Source organism: Aliiroseovarius sp. F47248L (assembly GCF_023016085.1).
Lineage (GTDB): Bacteria > Pseudomonadota > Alphaproteobacteria > Rhodobacterales > Rhodobacteraceae > Aliiroseovarius.
Genome location: NZ_JALKBF010000001.1, coordinates 2156620 through 2178524 on the forward strand (window position 1 = coordinate 2156620; position 21905 = coordinate 2178524).

Sequence of the window (21905 nt, forward strand, 5' to 3'; positions counted from 1 at the left end):
CGAGAGCTAAAATTGACAAGAAAAGGCTTGAAGAGACGGTCGGAAAACCGAACCTTAAACATATGAGGCGACAGTCAAGGCGGACGAACCGCCGCGCGGAGAATTCCGCACCAGATACGAGGAGTGTTCAACGTGCCATCCTTTTCAAGACCGCTCGAAGAAGCCATTCACCACGCGCTTGCGTTGGCGAATGAGCGAAAACATGAGTTGGCAACGCTGGAACACCTGCTTCTCGCGCTGCTGGACGAACCGGATGCCGCCCGCGTGATGCAGGCATGCTCGGTCGATCTAGATGTTCTGCGCAAGGTGCTGATCGAATTTGTCGACGAAGAACTGACGACCCTGATCACCGATGTCGAAGGCAGCGAGGCGGTGCCGACCGCCGCATTCCAGCGGGTGATCCAGCGCGCGGCAATCCATGTCCAAAGCTCGGGTCGCACCGAAGTCACGGGTGCGAACGTGTTGGTGGCCATTTTTGCCGAACGCGAATCGAATGCCGCATTCTTCCTGCAGGAACAGGACATGACCCGCTATGACGCGGTGAACTATATCGCTCATGGCGTGGCCAAGGATTCCAATTTTGGCGAAGCACGCCAGGTTTCCGGGACGCCTGACTTCGAAGAAGATGTCCAGGACGCCCAACCCGCCGAAGAAAATGACAGCGCGTTGGCGAAATACTGTGTTGATCTGAACGCCAAGGCCCGCGACGGGGATATCGACCCGCTGATCGGACGCGAACACGAGGTCGAACGCTGCATCCAGGTTCTGTGCCGCCGTCGAAAGAACAATCCGCTTCTTGTGGGCGATCCCGGTGTGGGCAAGACCGCCATCGCGGAAGGCCTTGCCGCCAAGATCGTTGGGGGTGAAACGCCCGAGATTCTGTCTGAAACCACGATCTACTCGCTTGATATGGGCGCGCTTCTTGCCGGCACCCGCTATCGCGGCGACTTCGAGGAGCGCCTAAAAGCGGTGATGAAAGAACTTGAAGATCACCCCGACGCAGTCTTGTTCATCGACGAGATTCACACCGTGATCGGTGCGGGTGCCACATCGGGCGGGGCGATGGATGCGTCGAACCTTCTGAAACCGGCGCTTCAGGGTGGCAAGCTGCGCTGCATGGGCTCGACCACGTATAAGGAATTTCGCCAGCACTTCGAAAAAGACCGCGCGCTTTCTCGCAGGTTCCAGAAGATCGACATCAACGAACCCACTGTCGATGATGCGGTGAAAATCCTGAAAGGGCTGAAACCGTATTTCGAGGAACATCATGGCGTTAAATACACCGCTGATGCGATCAAGTCTGCTGTCGAACTATCGGATCGTTATGTCAATGACCGCAAGTTGCCTGACAAGGCCATCGACGTGATCGACGAAGCTGGTGCGGCCCAGCATCTTTTGATCCAAAGCAAGCGTCGCAAGACGATTGGCGTGAAAGAGATCGAATCCGTCGTCGCGAAGATTGCCCGTATCCCGCCCAAGAGCGTATCGAAGGACGACGCGGAAACCCTTCGTGATCTTGAAAAGGCGCTGAAACGCGTCGTGTTTGGGCAGGATAAAGCGATTGAATCGCTGGCATCCGCCATCAAACTGGCGCGCGCAGGACTGCGCGAACCCGAAAAGCCCATCGGCAACTATCTGTTTGCTGGTCCCACGGGTGTCGGCAAAACCGAGGTGGCAAAGCAACTGGCCGACAATCTGGGCGTCGAACTTCTGCGCTTTGACATGTCAGAATATATGGAGAAACACGCAGTGTCGCGTCTGATTGGCGCGCCTCCGGGCTATGTCGGATTTGATCAGGGCGGTTTGCTGACAGATGGAGTTGATCAACACCCGCATTGTGTGTTGTTGCTGGATGAAATCGAAAAAGCACATCCGGATGTTTACAACATCCTGCTCCAAGTCATGGACCATGGTGAGCTGACCGACCATAACGGTCGCACAGTCAGCTTCCGCAACGTGGTTTTGATCATGACATCGAACGCTGGAGCTGCCGAACAAGCCAAGTCGGCGATCGGTTTCGGGCGTGACCGTCGCGAGGGTGAGGACACCGCCGCCATCGAACGAACGTTCACCCCAGAGTTCCGCAACCGTCTGGATGCGGTGATCAGCTTCGCGCCGCTGGGCAAAGAGGTGATCCTGCAAGTGGTCGAGAAATTTGTGCTGCAACTGGAAGCCCAGCTTTTGGATCGCGGTGTCAGCATCGAACTGACCCGTGCGGCGGCCGAATGGATTGCTGACAAGGGCTATGATGACCGGATGGGCGCGCGTCCTTTGGGCCGCGTCATACAGGAGCATATCAAAAAGCCGCTGGCCGAAGAGCTTCTATTTGGCAAGCTGGTCAAAGGTGGCCTGGTCCAGGTCGGTGTCAAAAACGGAGAACTGGATATTCGGATCGAGAAGCCGAAGAGCCGCCAACTAGGGTCACGCAAACGTCCACCGTTGCTGACCGCTGATTAACGCATATCAGACTGGTGAAATCAGAAAGGCTGCACTTTGTTGCGGCCTTTTCTTTTGCTCATATCATACAAGGTGGGTTCAGCGTTCGGTCAGTTTCAACTCGATCCGACGGTTCTGTGCTCGGGCTTCGGGCGTGTCTGCGGTGTTGACGGGACGATACTCTCCAAACCCGGTTGCGGCCAACCGATCAGGGGGAAAGCCCAGATCGTTGATCATGTATTGCACTACGGACAGCGCCCGCGCCTGGCTAAGTTCCCAATTGTTGCGATAGCGGCCGGTGCCGGACAACGGCACATTATCGGTGTGGCCATCGACGCGGATGATCCAATCAATCTCATCCGGGATCTCGCCTGCCACTTCAGAAAGCAGATCGGCGACATTCGCCACCTGTGCCTTACCTTGCGGCTGCAACGCAGCCTCGGCGCTGGTGAACAGCACCTCGGATGAGAATACGAAACGGTCGCCGACGATCTGAACGCCTTCTCGATCAGCCAAAACTTGTTTCAGCTTACCAAAGAACTCGGACCGATAGGCGGCAAGTTCTTTGGCCTCCTCCTCCAACCGCTTTCGCTCCGCCTCTTCCAGTGCGGCGCGTTTACGCTCTTCCGATGCGACACGGGCAAGAGCTGCGTTCAACTCTGACCCAAGTTTTTGAATTTGGACCTGTGCATCGGCATCGCGGGCGTTGCCCTCGTCCAAGATGGCTTGAAGGCTGCCAAGCTGCGTGCGCAAAGCCGCAACCTGTTCGTTCAGCAGCGCGATTTTTCGCTGGCTTTCCGCGCTTTCAGCCTCTTTTTCAGCCAGCTGCAGATTTGCTGCGGCCAGTAAACGAGCACGCTCCTCTGCTTCGCTTAACGTTTCGTCGACTTCACTTTCTGCTGCCAAACGTGCGACAAGTGCGGCCTGTAGTTGCGCGCGTAATTCTGGCAAGTCGGCCAGTTCTTCTTTGTTCGCGTCAATTTGGGTCAGCGCCGTGGCTAAACGGGTTTCAAGATCAACACCCGCCGCCTTGGCCGCCGCCAACAGAGTCAATGTCTCTTCCGCCCGTTTGCGCTGTGCTTCAAGCGCAAGGGTCATCGCAGTCAATTCCTCGTCTGCCGACTGCAGGCGTTCACGCAGTGCTGCTGCGGCTGCAGCCTCGGCCAATCGGGTTTCTTCTTCTTCACTTAATGCCGCCGCCTGCGCATCAGTCTTTGCTTCCAGATCGGCGACCAGAGCCTCCAGCGCCTCACGCTTCGCAGCCGCCAAACGTGCTGCTTCAGCACCGTCGTCGATTTCGTCCCGCGCCTTGGCTAAAGCCAGCGTCAGCGCCTCTTGGTCGGTAATCATTTTAGCCTGTGACGCTTCCAGTTCTTCGACCGTAGCGCTCAAGGCTGAACCTTCCGCCAAAGCGTGATCCCGTTCAGCCAACAACGTAGCTACCTGCGCTTCGAAATTGGTGATCTTCGCCGCCTGAGCGGCCAGTTGACCGGCTTGCGCTTCGGTCTGGGCGGTCAGTTGTGCAATCAACGACGCTTGCGCATCGGACACCGACCGTGCTTCGGCCAAGGTCGCGTTCAGACTGCCCAGTTCACCTTCCAGCTCTGCCGTTCGGTTTCTTTCCAGCCCCAACGCATCAGCCAACCCGGCAACTTGACTGGACAGTTCGTCCAACTCGTCTGCCTGCCCCGATATCGTTTCGCGCAAGATGAATTGCACGATCATGAAGATTGTCAAAACGAACATCAAGACCAGCAACAGCGCAGTCATCGCGTCAACGAATCCCGGCCAGATCGAGCCGCTCATACGTTGCACCGATCGACGCGTCAGGGCCATGACTTACGCCTCGTCCTGACCGGAAGCGACACGAATGGAGTGGATCAGCGTCGCCATATCACTTCGCAGATCTGACAGGCTTTCCTGTCGACCAGCCTGCATTTCTTCCAGAATGCGCAAAAGCTGAACGTCGATGGATCGAAGCCGCATTCGGCTTTCCGCATCAGTCCGCGCTTCGGCTTCTTCATGCTGCGCTTGAAGGGTCACGATCAGACGTTCCTGACCTTCGGCCAGTCTGGTCAACGCCTCACCCTGCCCCCCGTCTTGCCCCAGTTGGGTCGATAAGGTTTCCAGCCTATCCGCGAGTTGCCCCAGTCTATCATCCAGCATCGTACGTTGAACATCGCTGTGCGTGAACAACGACTGCATAGCTTCGATTTGCTCGGCCAGTACGCCAAGATATGCCCCGGCATCCGCGTCATCAGACTCGCCATCCCCCGCGGCAAAGCTGATCTTAGTGATGGTGGATAACCACTCCTCAAGCTCGCGATAAAACCGGTTCTGGCCGTGGCCCGCAAACAGCTCCAACAAACCCACAACTAGGGAACCGGCAAGCCCAAGAAGCGACGAAGAAAATGCGGTGCCCATGCCGCCCAATTGTTCTTCCAGACCCGTCATCAGGCGGTTGAAGACTTCCACACCGCCTTCCCCCTCGCCCGGTGCAAGCGACCGGATCGTTTCCACAACGGCTGGAACCGTTGTTGCCAATCCATAAAAAGTACCCAAAAGACCAAGGAAAATCAGCAGATTAACGATGTATCGCGTAATATCGCGCGCTTCATCAATCCGTGTTGCGATACTGTCAAGGATCGATCGGGCTGAGGCTGCCCCAATCTGCAAATGCGACCCGCGGTTCGACCGAAGAAGCGCAGCAAGAGATGCCAGCAAGCGTGGCGCACGGTCCGGGTCGTGCCCATTCCGTTCCTGTACATAATCTTCGATCCATCCGACAGACGAAAACACCTGCCAGACCTGCCAGAAACAGGCAAGCAGCCCGATCACGAAGACAAACAGGATAAATCCGTTCAAATACAGGTTTGCTTGAAAGACCGGCAGCACTCGCGGAAGGGCGATGAACACGCCAAACCCGACCAACCCAAGCACCACCAGCATCACGAAGATCTGGCGGATCGGGTGGGTGAAGGACGGCTCGACCCCTCGTTTTTTGGGCGCAGTCAGCGTCCCGCGATCCAGCTGATCCATGCGGGATATTCCTTGTCGCCATTGTTGTTGCGCACAGGATAGGCGCAAGCGGTGCAGGTGCCAAGCCTTGTCTGCGTGCTACGGGGTCACCATCGCGCGCACGGTTTGCGACAGCCAGTTCAGGTCCTGATCCTCGATACCCAGATCGGACAGATGCGCAGCCGTGTTGTAAAGGTATTCGGTGTTCGGCCCCCGCCCACCAACTGCCTGCGCAATGATTTGCGCCTGTTCGTCAAGTTCGATCTGGCAGTATTGAGCATGATCGGGGTCGATCACATAGGTGACCGCTTCGACCTTACGCCCGTCCTGAAGTATGACGGTCAGCCACTTCTCCAGATAAGCGGAGGACACAAGCTCGCGCTCGCGCAACTCTGCCAGCGTTTTATCATGGCTTTTCGGGCAAGCCCGGAAGGCCAGCCCCTTGCATCGCGCACCGCTCATTTCGTCTAGCGCCAGAACCAGTCCCGGCGTATCCTCGGTCCCGCGATGATGGATCGACCGCATACAAAAACTGCGGTGATAGCCGGGAAGCGTGGCAATGACAGCTTCGGTATGGTCGAAACCGGGGTTCCACATCAACGAGCCATACCCGAAAACCCAAAGATCCTGTGTGCTCATTTCACTCGCTCTTTACCACCTGTCGCTTTACATACGCCAATATGCACGCAGAGCGGCAAGAGGAAAGAGTGATGCGCAATTTGATAGTGATTGCCATGATATTGGCGGGCTTGTGGGGTGGCTATTGGTATATTGGAGCAAGCGCTACAGAACACGCATTTAAAGCATGGATTGCAGACCGGCAAGATGAAGGCTGGATTGCCGAGGCTACTGACATCTCGACACGCGGATTTCCCAACCGTTTTGACACGATTTTCACCGATCTCGAGTTGGCCGATCCCGACACCGGCCTGTCATGGGTTGCCCCTGAGTTCCAGATCCTCGCCCTATCCTACAAACCGCATCATGTGATCGCGGTCTGGCCCGGCACGCAGGTCATTGCCACGCCCGAGCAACGCATTCAGATCGCAGGTAGCGACGTGAAAGGCTCGATCATGGTGTCCCCAACGCCCGACCTTACGCTGGAGCGGAGTTCAATTGTGCTGGCAGACATCACGATGTCATCGACCGCCGGTTGGACTTCGGCGTTGAAGCACGGCCAATTGGCAACCCGCCAGCTTGAGGATGGTGACAACCGTCACGAGATCCATTTCGAAGCGGCAAACCTGACTCCGGCTTCTTCATTCGTGCAATCTTTGAATGCTGACGATCTGCTACCCCCCGTCTTTGAGGGTATCACTCTGAAGGCCAATGTGGATTTCAACGCCCCTTGGGACCGCACAGCTATCGAAAAAGCGCGGCCACAAATCACACATATCGACCTGAACGAGTTAAAGGCAAATTGGGGCGAGCTGGAACTTTGGCTGGCGGGCGCAGCAGATGTCGATGCCCAAGGCATTCCCACCGGTAACATCACCGTCAAAGCCCGCAACTGGCGCCAGATGATCGAAATTGCCCGTGCCTCCGGTGCCCTTGCGCCCGAACTCGTCTCAACCGTCACTGGTGCACTACAATTCGTGGCAGGTCTGTCCGGGGACGAATCAACATTGGACGTGCCGTTGCGCCTGTCTGGTGGGCGCATGTTCCTTGGACCAGTCCCAATCGGAACCGCACCCGTGATCCGCCTTCGTTGAGCAGACTACCGCCTCCACCGTTACTTCTGGCTAAAAATATCCTGGGGGAATGCGCGGACGCGCAGGGGGGCAACGCCCCCCAATCAGGTCGCCATCACCGACAATAAGACCCGCTGCGATAACGCGCGGTATCCAGATGCAGATGATCTTTGTGAAACCTGTCTGATTTGGGGCCAAGCACTGTACCGAAGGGACCACAGGCCGCCTTGTGCATCTTCTTCAAGACTTTTCCCCGAACTGGATCGCTCCACCCTTTCAGAACCGTGATGGTCGCGCCATTCTTAAGCGTCACACCTGAAATATCGATGGCACGTCCACGCCCGTGTTCGCTGACCTTTGCACCCGGTTGGTTGTTTCGCGTGCGACAAGCGTAGTGCGCAGCAACGCGCAGGGTCGCAGGACCACCGCCAAGCCGTCCAACCGCCGGAAACACCCCATCTCGCACCCAAGCGTTCAGGGCTTTCGCGGTGGTGCAATCGATCACCGCCGGTTGGCTCAGCTTTATGCCCGACACCTCGGTCACACGCACCGGGTCGGATACACCACATCCGCGGATCCTTCCCGGGATAGCAGAAATTGCCTGTCCCTTGATCTCGTTAACACCGCAGACACGTCCACGACGCCCCGAACTGCCAGGCTTGGGTGTCGACGCTGCAATTTTCCGTGCAAAGCCTTTTGGGCGCAACTGAGGTCGCAACGACCTGCCTACCGCAAATGGCGTCGGGAGCGGTGCGTTCAGTGACGGCGAATTGCTTGTTGACGTGATTGTTGTGACCGTGGCTGTTTTTGGCCGCGGCTCGGGTCGCGAAGACGTATCAGGCGCGGACGCGAATGCCGACAGGCTAAGACTGCATCCGATCAGGATACCCATTGCAAAACGGTGAAAAACCTTTGGTCTGAAACATCCTGCGCTCATCAATGCTCCTTTGCGCGCCGGCGGGCGGGATCAATCATGCTTTCCCTTCCGACCGAAATCGGGCGCGTCCGTATCCTGTCCGGCTTCGATAATACCACGACGGATCGTTCGGGTTCGAGTGAAATAGTCGAACAAGGCCTCTCCGTCCCCGACGCGAATAGCCCGCTGCAAGGCAAACAGCTCTTCTGTGAACCGGCCAAGTATTTCTAACGTCGCGTCTTTATTGGATAAAAACACATCGCGCCACATGGTTGGGTCCGACGCAGCAATCCGCGTAAAGTCGCGAAAACCCGCCGCTGAATACTTGATGACTTCACTATCCGTGACACGCGACAGGTCATCGGCGACACCAACCATAGTGTAAGCGATCAGGTGGGGCGTGTGGCTGGTAACAGACAACACCAGATCGTGGTGATCTGCATCCATAACTTCAACATTCGACCCCATGCCTTTCCACAAACTGATCAACCGTTCGGTTGCAGCGTCGTCCGCACCGTTGGGGATCAGAATGCTCCAGCGGTTGTCGAAAAGTTCTGCAAATCCAGACCGGGGGCCGCTATGTTCTGTCCCCGCCAAAGGGTGGCCGGGTATGAAATGCACATGATCAGGCAGATGCGGGGCCACTGCTTCGATTACCGCGCGTTTCACTGATCCGACATCTGTTACCGTCGCTTCGGGCTGAAGGTGTGTGCTAATCTCTGCTGCGACGGCACCCATTGCGCCAACCGGGACAGCAAGAACAACCAAATCTGCACCGTCGACCGCTTCAGAAGCTGAATCGACTATACGATCACAAAAACCAAGTTCGCGGGCGACATCGCGAGTCTCGGCCGAACGCGCAGTGCCGACAATTTCGCCTGCCAAGCCCGCCCGGCGGATGGCGTGGGCCATGGATGACGCGATCAGGCCAAGCCCGATCAAAGCGACACGGTTGTAAATTACACTCATGTTGCGGCCTCATCATCCAGCCGATCCTCTTCAAGCAGCATCAGCTTTGAACCCGGTGCACCGCCCTTGAAACGCCCGATCATATGTGCCACCCGGCGGCAAGATGCCTCGTCGCCGATGGTGATGCGCAAGCAGTGTGGTAAGCCATAGCCTGCCACCATACGCACGATTATCCCTTGTTCCTGAAGGAACGCGTTACAGTCTTCGGCCTCTTCCGGGTTGGCGAAACGGGCCAGAATGAAATTGGCACAAGAGGTATCGGATGGCACACCCAGTTCGGCCAATGCTTCGGCCAACCATGACCGCAGCCGTGTGTTTTCCGACAGACAGCGGGCGACGTGATCACGGTCCTGCAAAGCGGCTACCGCGGCATCTTGTTGCGCCATCGAAAGGTTAAACGGCCCCCTCACGCGGTTCAGCACGTCAATCACATCGGGCGCGCCATAGCCCCAGCCAATCCGCAATCCGCCAAGACCATACATCTTCGAGAATGTCCGCGTCATGAACACGTTGTCGTATTTGTCAACAAGCCGCGCCCCGCCATCGAATCCATCGACATATTCGACATAGGCCCCGTCGAGAACCAGCAGCACATGATCGGGCAGTTCGCGCGCCAGTCGCGCCAGTTCTGCCTGACTGACCATGGTGCCCGTCGGGTTGCCCGGATTGGTGACGAAGACAAGGCTGGTTAGTTCTGTGACGGCTTTTAAAATTTCGTCGACATCAACCATCCGCTCACGCTCGGGCACCTTCACCGGTATGGCACCTGCCGCCAAAGCCGAAATCTTGTACATGGAAAAGCCGTGTTCTGTATAGATCACCTCAGTTCCGGGACCAGAGTAGCACTGGCACAGGAACGTGATGACCTCATCCGATCCGACCCCGCAGATGATCCGCGCGGGATCCAGTTTGTGGAGTGCTCCAATGGCGTTTCGCAACGGCGCGTGGTCGGTGTTTGGATAGCGATGCAACTCGCGCCCCGCCCGCTGAAACGCTTCAATCGCGTCTGGGCTTGGACCGAACGGGTTTTCGTTCGAGCTCAGCTTGATCACGTTTGCCACACCAGCAACGCTGGAGGCGCCACCCACATAGGGCTTTATCTGCATGATCCCCGGTTGAGGTTCGATCTTTGTCATCTTGGTGCTCCCCCTACGAGGTGATTTACAGAGGTCGACGTGTCAGAGAAAGGGTGAAAGCGTCAGTTTGCACAATGTACGCGTGTCCTGAGGCTTCGCTGCATCTGCAACACACACGAAAAAACCCGCCCAAAAACCTGGGCGGGTTCTGAAACTCGGCGCGTTGTTAAGCTGTGCTTAGTTCTTCGCGTAGAATTCGACGACCAGGTTCGGTTCCATCACGACCGGATACGGCACATCCGACAGGCTGGGCGTCCGGGTGAATGTTGCGGTCAGTTTCGAATGGTCAACTTCCAGATAATCCGGAACATCACGCTCGGGCAGTTGAATGGCTTCCAGAATGGCAGCCATTTGCTTGGAGCGGTCACGCACTTCGATCACATCACCTTCTTGAACGCGGTAAGAAGGAATGTTCACTTTTTTGCCGTTTACACGCACATGGCCGTGGTTCACGAACTGGCGAGCCGCGAAAACGGTCGGTACAAACTTCGCGCGGTAAACGACAGCGTCCAGACGGCGCTCCAGCAGGCCGATCAGGTTTTCACCGGTGTCGCCTTTGACACGCTCGGCTTCACCATAGATGCGACGGAATTGTTTTTCGGTCAGGTCGCCGTAATAGCCCTTCAGCTTCTGCTTGGCGCGCAGTTGCAGACCGAAGTCCGACAGTTTGCCCTTGCGGCGCTGGCCATGTTGGCCGGGGCCGTATTCACGACGGTTTACCGGCGATTTGGGGCGACCCCAGATGTTTTCGCCCATGCGGCGATCAATTTTGTACTTGGCAGACGTGCGTTTGGTCACGGCTGATCTCCTTCATAAAAGTATCGAAGGGCGTTGTCCTTTGGCCGAAGCCCGACAGGCATCCCCTTGCAGGGGCCACCAACACCAATGAAAACCGGCCCCTTGCGGGACCGGATTTGGGGCTTATAGCGTCGTGAGTGGTGGTGTCAACGCCCCGAACGTTGTGTCAGGCGATTTCTCCGCGCAAAATCGCGGCCTCGCCCCGGTTCAGGCTGCGGCGGGCAAAACCGCCATAGGCCATAGGATCGAAATCCAGTTGCGGGAACATCTCCACCAAACGGTTGCGTTGTTCTGTATCCAATGTGTCCAGATCCGCGTTAGCTGGATGGAAGCTTTCCGCCGGAACGCCGTTGGCCCAGACAACCTCGTGATTTTCCAATAGCACGTGATAATAAGTGATCTCGCGGATGGTGTAGTCAACCACCACACGTCGCTCATCCACCAGATCCCGCGCGGAAATCAGGACTTCGTCCTCATTGAACAGCTCTTGGGCGCGTTTTCCGTTCAGCAATATCTGATGATGGCCTGAAACGATCAAATCCGCATCTGGCTGGCCAGAACGAATGGCCCCAGCCCGCAATCGGATCGGGCGCAGTTCCGGCATCGCGAACATACGCGCACCGGTGATGCGTTTCGTCCCGATCCACAGTACTTTCTGTGTACCGTTGTCTCGGGTTTGCAGCTCGTCGCCTTCCCGCAGATCTTCCACACACACTTCGCCAGAATGAGTGCGAAGTCGGGTGCTGGGCGCAAAACAAATAACGCCCGCCGGTTGTTCAATCAGCTGGTTCCGAGGCGTCGGTCGCATACTGGCGCGCACCACCCAGAAATCCGTGTTCTCTGGCGGCATTTCGCCCGCAAACATCAGAAGCACCTGATTGTCCGCGCCATCGATCAGAGTCGCAACATAACTTGCGTGGCCGTCCGTGACCTCAAACCCCATATTCAAATGATGACTGTTGACCGAATGCGACCCCAAGGGTCGTGAAGGGTCGATTGCTGCCCCGACCAGTTTGTACACGCTGTGTGCTGCGCGCCTGCGCTGGTCCTGCTCTCCGCTTGCGCTCTCAAGATCGCGAAGTTCACGTGGACCGTCGACGCGCAACGGTGTTCCCGTCCAGCGCCAATTCGACCCCACGCCAAGCGACGTCACCGGCGCCGCCGGCAATCCGTCCACTTCTGTCTGCGACCATGAGATGACAAACGTGCCATTAAAGCCCGTTTCCATGCCCGTTAACCTGCCATTTTTTGTTTTTATTGCCTCAAAGCTAGCATGGGTGATTCGCTTTGTTAAGAAATTTGTATACGTGACCTTCTGCCAGTTTCCGGCGCGATGAAATCGCAACAGTCTGGCTAACCTACTGTGATGTGTGTTGCCACCTACTATGGGGCGATTGCCAAGCCTCTAAAGAACTGGTAACAAAACTTTACCAATTTTTTCGGAGCGCACCATGCCAGTCATCACCGAGATCGAAGACCTTCGCCGCCTTTATGCCCGAAGGGTGCCAAAGATGTTCTATGATTATGCTGAAAGCGGCAGTTGGTCTGAGCAAACATTCCGCGAAAACAGCTCGGATTTCGACAAGCTCTATTTTCGGCAGCGCGTCGCTGTGGACATGGACAATCGATCCACCCGGTCAACAATGTTGGGGCAGGACGTGGCAATGCCGATGGCGTTGGCACCGGTCGGCCTTACGGGGATGCAATGCGCCGATGGCGAGATCAAAGCCGCCCGCGCCGCCGAGAAATTCGGCGTGCCATATACACTGTCCACGATGTCGATCTGCTCGATCGAGGATGTGGCAGAACACACCAACACGCCCTTTTGGTTTCAGGTCTATACGTTGAAAGACGATGACTACATGCAGCGCCTGTTCGATCGCGCCCGCGCCGCCAACTGCTCGGCCATCGTGATAACGGTAGATTTGCAGGTTCAGGGCCAACGACACAAGGACCTTAAAAATGGCTTGTCTGCACCGCCCAAGCTGACTCCCGCCTCTGTCGCCAACATGATGACAAAAGTGCATTGGGGGCTTGGAATGCTGGGTACCAAGCGGCGGTTCTTTGGCAACATCGTGGGTCACGCGAAAGGCGTTTCAGATCCATCATCGCTCAGCTCCTGGACAGCCGAGGCTTTCGATCCGTCGCTGAACTGGGGTCGTATTCGTCAGTTCAAGAAAATGTGGGGCGGGCCAATCATCATCAAAGGCATCATGGAACCGGAAGATGCGGTTCAGGCGATGAATGTCGGAGCTGACGCCATCATTGTCTCGAACCATGGTGGGCGACAACTGGACGGCGCACTCAGCTCGATCCGAGCTCTGCCCGCTGTGCTTGATGCGGTTGGCGACAAAATCGAAGTACATCTGGACAGTGGTATCCGCTCGGGTCAGGACGCGTTGAAGGCGGTCGCGATGGGGGCTCAAGGCACCTATATCGGGCGCGCCTACACCTATGGGCTGGGGGCGATGGGTGAAGAAGGTGTGACCAAAGCGCTTGAGGTGATCCACAAGGAAATGGACATCTCGATGGCGTTCTGCGGGCATACGGATATCAAAAATGTGGACCGATCCATACTGCGTATTCCCAAGGGTTTTGCAGGCGACTGGGAAGAATGATCCTGAGGAGGGCGGTTCAGAAATAACTTCTGACCAGCGCACCAGAGATCAGTGTCCAACCGTCAGCCACAACAAAAAATGCCAACTTGAACGGCAAAGACACGATGGCAGGCGGCACCATCATCATGCCCATCGACATCAGGATCGCAGCAACAACGAGATCTATGACAAGGAACGGCAGGAACACCAGAAACCCGATCTGGAAAGCCCGTTCGACTTCGGACAACAGAAAGGACGGCACCAGCAGGGACAAGGGTGCCTCATTGCCGACCGCAATATTAGCTGTTTGTTCCCGCAGAGCAGCGAGATGTTTAAAAGTCTCGGGGTCGATGCGGGCGGCCATGAATACGCGGAAAGGCTCGATCGCCGCCATGAAGGCTGGCTCAAGCGCAAGCACACCATCTGAAAACGGCTTGCCGCCTTGTGTCCATGCCTCAATGAACACTGGCTCCATGATAAAATAGGTCAGAAACAGCGCGAGACTAACGATCAACATATTCGGAGGTGACTGCTGCAATCCGATCGCCTGCCTCAGAATGGACAGGACTGTTACAATGAAAGGAAAGCACGTCACCATGATTGCAAGACCGGGCACAAGACTCAGCAGGGTGACAAGCACAAAAACCTGAATGGTCCGGGTCGCCAGCGAAGCTTCATCCCCAAGCGAAAGCGTGATGTCCTGCGCATAAGCAGAATCTACTGTGCCGATCAGAATCACGGCAATTGCAAGTGCTACCGCTTGATAGCGCATGATCTTCCCGCACCAGAAGCGCATTATAGGCCAGATTTCAAGTCAGCGACCTCAGTCAACCTGACCGCAAGACGTCCTTGGGGATCGCCTTCCAACTCCTCCAGTTCGCCGCGCGCGATCAGTTTGTCACCAACATACAACTCGACCGGATCTTCGATCCGTTTGTCCAGCGGCAGAACGGTGTTCTGTGTCAGTTGTAGCAGCTCTTTCACAGTGGGTCGCGCACGGCCGACCGAAATCGTGATTTCTATCGGGACTTGTACAAAGGGGTTTGCGGCACTGTCTGAGTTGGTAGATGTTTGGGTGTCAGCCATGTTCAAAAGCCTTCTCGTTTATTTCATACAGCGCCGTTACCGCGCTCTTAATCCGTGCCAACGCCGATGACAGGTCGATGCAGCGTTCAGATGATGATGATCGAAGAAACACCTGACCGTCCGGCAGCGTGTCATCTTCAAACACCTGCAACGGCGTCTCATTAACGCGATCCATCAAGTGGTCGAGAACTTGCCGACTGCCAGAGGACACGCGCACTTCAATCGGCGTGTCGGCGGCTTGTTCAGCCAGCGGCATGATTTCGTCATTAATGACCTGGCTTAGCGCATCGCGCATGACTTCGGGCAGCAGTGTATCGACAATTGTGCGCAGTAAGGGTTCCAATGATCCAAGAACGTGGCTTCGCGCTTCGTGGAAAGTGAAACCAAGATCCACAAGGTTGCGGGCAAACTCAGCCTCAATGCGGTCTTTGTCACCATCGGCTTCGTTCAGAGCATCGTCCCAACCAGCGCTGTACCCTGCTTCGTATGCGGTTAGTCGAACTTTTTCGAGCTCTGCGTCAGCGCCAGAACGAATTCCTGAATTCGAAACAGACAAGTCAGATTGCTCAAAATCTTCCAAAGCCAGGGGTTTACTCATCACGCAAGCTCTTCATCTTCTTCCATCCAACCACGCAGGATTTCAACGGTATCCGACTGCCGCTCAGCGATCAGATTACGCAGCCGCTCCACCGGGTCTGGGTCAGCAATCTCTGACAGGTCTGTGTCAACGACCTCGCCGCTTGAAAGTGTTTTGACCACGGCGGGAAGGCTGGACGCATCGGCTGAACTTGCCTGCGCCGAAGGCGGGGGTGTTATTGCCACCGACGAAGACTGAAGTGATGGGTCAGGTCTCTCGGCCGCAACTTCTTCGGGACGAGCGGAAAAAATGGGCCGCAGTACGAACAATCCAAGTATCAAGGCGACAACCGCAAGAACAATAATCTTAACCAGAGACGTCACATCGATGGCCAAGCCGGAAAGTACTCCGCCGGCAGGCGCGCTGCCCAGCGCTGGCACAGGTTCGAACTCCAACGACTTGATGGTGATTAGATCGCCGCGCGCTTCGTCGAAACCGATCGCGCCTGCTACTAATTCGCGCAGGCTTGCGATTTCTTCGGCGCTGCGAGAGGTCCAGACCTCGTTGCCTGCATCGTCTGACGTTCTTATCCCGTCGATCAGAACGGCCACCGTCAGCCGCTTGATTGCGCCGGGTGTGGTCACCACTTCCCGGGTGGTTTCCGACACTTCGTAGTTGATCCGCTCTCGTGTCTCGGAGGTGTTCGACGAGGAGTTGCCCCCACTTGCCGCATCCCCATTTGGCAGGTTCGATGCCACTGTGACGCCCGCACCCTCGTTGTCTTTAGCAGAATTCGACGTCTCAAGCGTGTCGGTGGACACGGCGACGCGGGTTTCAGGATCAAATCGGCGTTCCCTCAGGCTTTCGTGTTCAGTCGCTGTTTCCAGGTTAAGCTCAACTACGGCGTTTCCAAACCCGACGCGTGCTTCTAACAGACGTTCCACATTCTGCTTTAGGGTCAGCGCGCGATCAGAGGTAAGGCTGGAAATATCCGATCGTTCATCTCCAACCGCGATCAATCCGCCGCGGCTGTCGATGATCGACACGCGTTCCGGCAGCAACCCCGGCACTGCCGAAGCTACAAGGAACTTAAGTGCTTTTGCCTGCGCTCCCGGCAATGCGCCGCTAGCCGTGGTCACTGTTACCGAGGCCGATGGCTCGTTACGTTGACGAAACATTTGAGTCGAGGTGTTTGCAATGTGAACCCGAGCGTTTTGAATCAACGGGCTGGCCACAATGGTGCGCGCCAACTCTCCTTCTTTTGCACGCCAATATGCGGCATCGAACATCTGCGACGTGGTGCCAAACCCGCTCAGACCATCCAGCAGCTCATACCCTTTGCCGCCATTTGCAGGCAGCCCTTCACTGGCCAAAGTCATCCGCAGACTATCACGCTGGGACGTGTCGACAAAGATCGACCCGCCGCGAATCTCATAGACTACACCTCGCGCCTCAAGCGCTTTGACGACATCTCCTGCTGCGCCACTTTCCAAGCCCGCATAAAGCAGTGTCAGCTGACTGGTCGTCGCCATTCTGGACAGGCCAATCACCGCGATGAACATCGCGAGGGTCGCCGCCAACACGATGATGCGTTTCCGCATATCCAAACTGGTCCATATCGAGGTGATCTGCTGCAAGACGCAACTCCTTTAACCGAGCGGGCTTCTGCCCCCGTCACATTCCGCAGTTTTCGCTGATCGCCCTTAACAATTGGTTAGTGGGCGACAGCTTATAACGAATCGAACAGATTTCTTTGGATAGCCACATGACCGACACCGCCCTGACAGCCGACATCGCAGATGCACCTACAAACAAGAAATCCCGGAAGGGATTCTTGATTGGAATAATTCTGTCGGTCGTCTTAGGCGGGGGAAGCTTTTTTGCCACCTATTCAGGGATGCTGGGCGGTCATGGAACAGAAAAAGATACCCCTGATCATGCCGAACCTATTGTCGATCTTCCCTCTGTGGCCTTTGTCGAGCTGGACCCGTTGGTCATATCACTCGGCAGCTCAAGCAAAAGTCGTCACCTTCGGTTTCGTGGATCGCTTGAAGTTGTACCGGGACATGAAACGGATGTCGGTCATCTGTTGCCCCGCGTCATCGACTTGCTCAATGCCTATCTTCGCGCAGTTGACGTAACAGTGTTGGAAGACCCGGCAGCCTTGATCGAACTGCGCGCACAAATGTTGCGGCGCGTGCAACTGGTCACTGGTGAGGGTCGCGTGCGTGACCTTTTGATTCTTGAATTCGTCCTCAATTGATAGGGAGGCATGTGCATGGACATTCTGGCTGATATCATGCTGGGCATCGGCGCGATTGGTGCCGCCATTTACTGCATGGTTTTGTCGCGGCGATTGCGTCGCTTTAACAACCTGCAGAATGGTATGGGTGGCGCGGTGGCAGTGCTGTCGGCCCAGGTTGATGATATGACCACGATGCTGAATAGCGCCCGAGACGCTGCTGGTGAAAGCGCCGATATTTTGACCAATCTAACGGAACGAGCCGAAGCTTCGGCACAAAAGCTGGAACTGATGATGGCGAGTCTTCACGATTTACCTGACAGCACACAAGGACAAACACAAGGCACACATCAGCCCGAGGTTCGTCAAACGCCATCCCCACCGCAAAGCACGAGCCAAGATGCCCCTACCCCGCCCGTCTTCGTGAGCCATCGCATGATGAAAGCGGCAGAATAATGCAGACACAGTCGAGACGAAGAAATTTGCGTCGTCGTGGTATCAGTAGACATGTACTGGTTACGCTGGCTCTGCTACTTGCGACCTCTGGGCTGGTTCGGTTGGGCGGGTTTGGCATGGCAATCGCAGATGACGTAAACGACCTGCTACGCGGCACGTCGGCCAGCCAGGGAGACCCGGCCAACTGCACCTCAGAAGCGGATATCGAGACCGTTCTGGCAGCGCTTCAAACCCGCGAACAAAACCTCATTGAGAATGAGACCGCTGTGGAAAAACGACTAAAGATTCTGTCGGAAGCCAAAACCGCATTAGAGGAAAAACTAAAGGCTCTGGTGGCCGCTGAAAACGCTCTTGCCGCCACGATGGCCGCAACCAAGACTGCGGCATCCGACGACCTTGCCCGCCTGACTACGCTTTACGAAAATATGAAACCCAAACAAGCAATACCTTTATTCGAAGCTATGGATCCGGAATTTGCCGTCGGCTTTCTGTCCCGAATGAAACCAGCCATCGCCGCGCAAATCATGGCGGGAATCGATCCACAATCTGCATACGCCATCAGCGTGGTATTTGCAGGCCGCAACTCAGATGCCCCAACAAACTAGGGTGAGTCGAGGATTTGTTAATCCATATCTGCGATGAAAACATGACCGCAAAGTAACCAGTTCAGGAGACAGAAGATGATCGGTTTTGTTGGTATCGCATTGATCTTCGTAATGGTGTTCGGTGGCTACCTGGCCGCTGGTGGTAAAATGGGGATCATTCTCAAATCGCTGCCGTTCGAATTCACTATGATCGGAGGTGCTGCTGCCGGTGCGTTTGTGATCTCAAATGATATGGCAGCGATCAAGCACACGATGAAAGACATTGGAAAGGTATTTAAAGGTCCAAGATGGCAGCCCGATGATTACCGCGATCTTTTGTGTCTCCTGTTTGAATTGATCCGACAAGCCCGGCAAAACGCCGTCGCCTTAGAAGAGCATGTCGAAAACCCGCATGACAGCCCTATCTTCGGACGCTACCCGAAAATCCTGGAAGATCGCGAGGCTGTGGAACTGATTTGTGACACATTACGCTCGGCAACAATGAACTACGATGACCCTCATCAGGTAGAGGAAGTCCTCGAAAAGCGAATGGACGCCAATCTGCACCACGCGCTGCATTCCAGTCATGCGCTGCAAACGGTTGCGGATGGGTTGCCCGCCCTAGGCATTGTCGCAGCCGTTTTGGGGGTCATCAAGACGATGGGGTCGATTGACCAGCCACCTGAAATCTTGGGAAAAATGATCGGCGGCGCACTGGTCGGAACGTTTCTAGGTGTGTTTTTGGCTTACGGGCTAGTCGGGCCGTTTTCTGCGAAGGTTAAAACCGTGGTCGAAGAGGACGCCCATTTCTATCAGTTGATCCGAGAAGTTCTGGTTGCCAACTTATACAATCATTCCGTCAATATTTGCATTGAGGTTGGTCGCCAAAACACACCAGGCCATCACCGGCCCAGCTTCAACGAACTTGAGGAGGCCTTGAAAGAGGTCAAACAGGTAGCGTGATGAGCCTGCGGATCATACTGACCAGCCTGATGATCTGCTGGCCAACCTTACTGCCGGCCAAGGACATCACGGTCAAATCGGGTGAACACTCAGACTTTTCACGTTTGGTCGTGTACACAAACCTGTATGATAAACCCGTTTTGACCCGAACCGAGAACGGCTTTCAGATGACTACCGGATCTGATGGGGATCGGTTCGCAATCGCGGGCGTATTCGACATGATCCCGCGCGATCGGATCTCCGATCTGAAATCTTCCAATGACGGCGTGCTGAACATAGTCCTCAACTGTTCTTGTGATGCGAAGACACAGATTCTGCCAAACGGGCAGTTCGTCATTGATGTTTTCAATGCCACTGAACCACGCGAACCTTTTCCCTCGGGGCTTCGGCAATCCGACCCTGACATTCCGAACAAAGACAACCGAACCAGTGCACTGGAAGCACGGCGCGGGCTTCCGATTGCCGGGACGCCCGACGCTAGTGACGCCGGGGAAAAATTCGTCGCGACCATTCAAGATGATGCAGTTGACCCCGCCCCACTTAACCCTGTCCGGACCAACAAGCTGCCACCAAACGAGAATGGCCTGCTGGAGCAGTTGGCACGGGCCGCAGCGCAAGGGCTTGTTGACGCGCCGTCGATCCTTGATACATCCGTTTCAGAGCATATGGAAACCACTCCCGACCCCGACGAACCGGCAGCGGAAATCGAAGGCCCGTCTCCCAATTCTGCATCTCCGACCGCCACAGACCACATTCGCATTCAAACCTCGGTCGATCGCGATCTGGGCCGACCGTCGGCGCCATCCGATACTCCCGAGACTGGCGCGACGTGCCATCCGCCCCAATCCTTTTCAATCGCCAACTGGGGCAAGGGGGATGGAGAGACACTTGACTTCGCAACATATCGAGCCAGCCTGACGACCGAAGTCGACAGGCTGAATCCTGATACTTTCCGATCTTTCGTGCAGCACCAGATCTTTCTGACCCTTGGTGCCGAGGCGCTATCTTACTTGAATAGTTTCCGAGGAATCCTGACAAACGACGAAGACCTGCAGCTAATGGCCGAGATCATCGAAACTGGCAGCGCGACAGGGTATGCGCGCATGACGCCACATCTGGCATGCGATGGGCCGGTTGCGTTGTGGGCAGTGCTCTCACAACCTCGCCTGCCCCGCGACCACCCCATCAATACCGCTGCGGTGATCTCCGAATTCTCTATCTTACCGCGGCACCTTCGCATCCATTTAGGACCAATGGTGATGCGTAAATTCTTAGCTATCGGCGACACAGATACGTCGATCGAGATCAACCGCATCAGCCAACGCGGCATCGAAACACTTAGCACCGAACATACTCTTGCAGATGCGCAACTGTTGTTGGAAACTGAATCCAGCTCAAAAGGCCGCGACCAGCTAATCGAAATCGTCGACCGAGATGACCACAATGCGGTGGATGCGATTCTGCTACTGATTGAAAATCACATCGCAATGCGCACAGGCATTCCTGACCGAACATTGGAGCTTCTCGGTTCACTGGCGCATGAACACAAAGCTTCTAAGAGAGGTGCTGATCTAGCGATTGCGGAGGTCCGCGGGTTGATCCATGCCACGCGTTTCGCAGACGCCAGGGCAAAATTGCACAAGTTTGAACACTTCCCTGACCAAGAGAATGACAGCCACCTTCAAATCTTGAACGAGTTCGGCATGGCACTGAGTAAATCTGGTTCAGATGGCACATTTCTTCGAAACACCATCGACCAACCCATCTGGGCGGATGCTGAAGAAAAAACACGGATAGCAATCGCGGATCGGTTGCTTCGCCTAGGCTTTGCATCTGCGGCAAAAGAAATATTGATCAACCAACCCTTCCCGCCAGGACGTGAATCCCGAGTTCTGATCGCCAGAGCTGCCATATTAGAAGGGAAGGCAAACGTCGCGCTCGGCTATCTGAGTGGGCTGAATGACGCCGAGTCGCAAAAAATGCGTGATACTTTTCTGCCTGCAACCGATCAGATGACCATATCTACGGTTTCGACAGGGTTTCGGCCGAACAACATTGCGAGCGAACCAGCGACCGAAATCTCGCTTGAAGCCGTTGGACGAATGATTGACGACAGCAAGGCGATCCGCGCGCGCGTAGAGGATGCCTTGCAAAACGAAAGGACACAATAAATTCAGCGATGGTTACCGCTTGTTAAGCATGGCTGAATAGTCTGGTCGACAGACAGAAGCAGGATCTGCGACCCGATGCCAAAACCTATTCAGCATGATACCCTCCACCGGCGGATCTGGCACGACACCACGGATGTCACATCTGCGATCTGGGTGTACACAGATAGCTGTCTGATCAGATCGTGTGACTCGCGAAGCGGGCCGACTTACACGACCGAAACGAGTCTCGGCCCCATCGATCGACCTTTCCCCGTTAAGTTGGCGG

General features: G+C 55.7%; 20 protein-coding genes. 8 read left to right on the top strand and 12 right to left on the bottom strand.

Translation table 11 applies throughout. The features are described from left to right. The first annotated feature begins 132 nt into the window (after positions 1-132). Positions 133-2457 (top strand): ATP-dependent Clp protease ATP-binding subunit ClpA, encoded by a 2325-nt coding sequence (gene clpA, locus MWU51_RS10720; protein ID WP_247037083.1) that lies wholly within the window; start codon positions 133-135, stop codon positions 2455-2457. Between the two features lie 78 nt (positions 2458-2535). On the opposite strand, the gene MWU51_RS10725 is transcribed toward clpA, so the two are convergent. The 3 genes from MWU51_RS10725 to MWU51_RS10735 all read right to left on the bottom strand — a co-directional run bounded on the left by MWU51_RS10725 (position 2536) and on the right by MWU51_RS10735 (position 6093). Further along, positions 2536-4272, bottom strand: a complete 1737-nt coding sequence (locus MWU51_RS10725) for a peptidoglycan -binding protein (RefSeq protein ID WP_247037084.1) — start codon at positions 4270-4272, stop codon at positions 2536-2538. 3 nt (positions 4273-4275) lie between these two features. After that, the gene (locus MWU51_RS10730) at positions 4276-5475 is read right to left on the bottom strand and encodes a biopolymer transporter ExbB (RefSeq protein ID WP_247037085.1); all 1200 of its coding nucleotides are present in this window, start codon (positions 5473-5475) and stop codon (positions 4276-4278) included. Positions 5476-5553: 78 nt separating this feature from the next. Then, positions 5554-6093 carry a gamma-glutamylcyclotransferase gene (locus tag MWU51_RS10735; RefSeq protein WP_247037086.1) on the bottom strand — a complete coding sequence of 180 codons (540 nt, stop codon included), beginning with the start codon at positions 6091-6093 and terminating at the stop codon, positions 5554-5556. A gap of 71 nt (positions 6094-6164) precedes the next feature. Here MWU51_RS10735 and MWU51_RS10740 point away from each other — a divergent pair, with 71 nt between their 5' ends. After that, positions 6165-7166, top strand: a complete 1002-nt coding sequence (locus MWU51_RS10740; protein WP_247037088.1) for a DUF2125 domain-containing protein — start codon at positions 6165-6167, stop codon at positions 7164-7166. A 94-nt stretch (positions 7167-7260) separates the two neighbouring features. Here the strand turns inward: MWU51_RS10740 and MWU51_RS10745 are convergent, their stop codons facing one another. From MWU51_RS10745 to MWU51_RS10765, 5 genes are all read right to left on the bottom strand, one after another. Next, entirely contained in the window at positions 7261-7851 is a 591-nt protein-coding gene (locus MWU51_RS10745) for an extensin family protein (protein ID WP_348646750.1), read from the bottom strand. A gap of 261 nt (positions 7852-8112) precedes the next feature. Beyond that, positions 8113-9030, bottom strand: coding sequence for a prephenate/arogenate dehydrogenase family protein (locus MWU51_RS10750; RefSeq protein WP_247037091.1), 918 nt, complete (start codon positions 9028-9030; stop codon positions 8113-8115). Continuing rightward, positions 9027-10166, bottom strand: a complete 1140-nt coding sequence (gene hisC, locus MWU51_RS10755) for a histidinol-phosphate transaminase (protein ID WP_247037093.1) — start codon at positions 10164-10166, stop codon at positions 9027-9029. Before hisC ends, MWU51_RS10750 begins: the two co-directional genes overlap by 4 nt. A gap of 177 nt (positions 10167-10343) precedes the next feature. Continuing rightward, a complete protein-coding gene (gene rpsD / locus MWU51_RS10760) occupies positions 10344-10964 on the bottom strand; it encodes a 30S ribosomal protein S4 (protein WP_247037094.1) in 621 nt (206 codons plus the stop codon). Between the two features lie 166 nt (positions 10965-11130). Next, positions 11131-12192, bottom strand: a complete 1062-nt coding sequence (locus MWU51_RS10765) for a Hint domain-containing protein (RefSeq protein WP_247037096.1) — start codon at positions 12190-12192, stop codon at positions 11131-11133. A 223-nt stretch (positions 12193-12415) separates the two neighbouring features. On the opposite strand from MWU51_RS10765, the gene MWU51_RS10770 reads away from it, so the two are divergent. Then, entirely contained in the window at positions 12416-13582 is a 1167-nt protein-coding gene (locus tag MWU51_RS10770; RefSeq protein WP_247037098.1) for an alpha-hydroxy acid oxidase, read from the top strand. A 16-nt stretch (positions 13583-13598) separates the two neighbouring features. Here MWU51_RS10770 and fliP read toward each other — a convergent pair whose 3' ends face one another. The 4 genes from fliP to fliF are packed head-to-tail and all read right to left on the bottom strand — an operon-like array spanning position 13599 to position 16861. Then, positions 13599-14333 carry a flagellar type III secretion system pore protein FliP gene (gene fliP / locus MWU51_RS10775; protein ID WP_247037099.1) on the bottom strand — a complete coding sequence of 245 codons (735 nt, stop codon included), beginning with the start codon at positions 14331-14333 and terminating at the stop codon, positions 13599-13601. 23 nt (positions 14334-14356) lie between these two features. Further along, positions 14357-14647, bottom strand: a complete 291-nt coding sequence (locus MWU51_RS10780) for a FliM/FliN family flagellar motor C-terminal domain-containing protein (RefSeq protein ID WP_247037101.1) — start codon at positions 14645-14647, stop codon at positions 14357-14359. After that, the gene (locus MWU51_RS10785) at positions 14640-15245 is read right to left on the bottom strand and encodes a flagellar biosynthesis protein (RefSeq protein ID WP_247037103.1); all 606 of its coding nucleotides are present in this window, start codon (positions 15243-15245) and stop codon (positions 14640-14642) included. Before MWU51_RS10785 ends, MWU51_RS10780 begins: the two co-directional genes overlap by 8 nt. Then, positions 15245-16861 carry a flagellar basal-body MS-ring/collar protein FliF gene (gene fliF, locus MWU51_RS10790; RefSeq protein ID WP_247037105.1) on the bottom strand — a complete coding sequence of 539 codons (1617 nt, stop codon included), beginning with the start codon at positions 16859-16861 and terminating at the stop codon, positions 15245-15247. The genes MWU51_RS10785 and fliF overlap by 1 nt, the downstream gene beginning before the upstream one ends. Before the next feature lie 128 nt (positions 16862-16989). Between fliF and MWU51_RS10795 the strand changes: the two genes are divergently transcribed. From MWU51_RS10795 to MWU51_RS10815, 5 genes are all read left to right on the top strand, one after another. Then, positions 16990-17487, top strand: a complete 498-nt coding sequence (locus MWU51_RS10795) for a flagellar basal body-associated FliL family protein (protein WP_247037107.1) — start codon at positions 16990-16992, stop codon at positions 17485-17487. Between the two features lie 15 nt (positions 17488-17502). Beyond that, the gene (locus MWU51_RS10800) at positions 17503-17922 is read left to right on the top strand and encodes a hypothetical protein (RefSeq protein ID WP_247037108.1); all 420 of its coding nucleotides are present in this window, start codon (positions 17503-17505) and stop codon (positions 17920-17922) included. Between the two features lie 116 nt (positions 17923-18038). Next, positions 18039-18527, top strand: a complete 489-nt coding sequence (locus MWU51_RS10805) for a hypothetical protein (RefSeq protein WP_247037109.1) — start codon at positions 18039-18041, stop codon at positions 18525-18527. Positions 18528-18602: 75 nt separating this feature from the next. Further along, positions 18603-19469: a flagellar motor stator protein MotA gene (gene motA / locus MWU51_RS10810; protein WP_247037110.1), complete on the top strand. Its 867-nt coding sequence runs from the start codon at positions 18603-18605 to the stop codon at positions 19467-19469. Then, positions 19469-21640 (top strand): hypothetical protein, encoded by a 2172-nt coding sequence (locus tag MWU51_RS10815; protein ID WP_247037111.1) that lies wholly within the window; start codon positions 19469-19471, stop codon positions 21638-21640. The genes motA and MWU51_RS10815 overlap by 1 nt, the downstream gene beginning before the upstream one ends. Positions 21641-21905 lie beyond the last annotated feature (265 nt).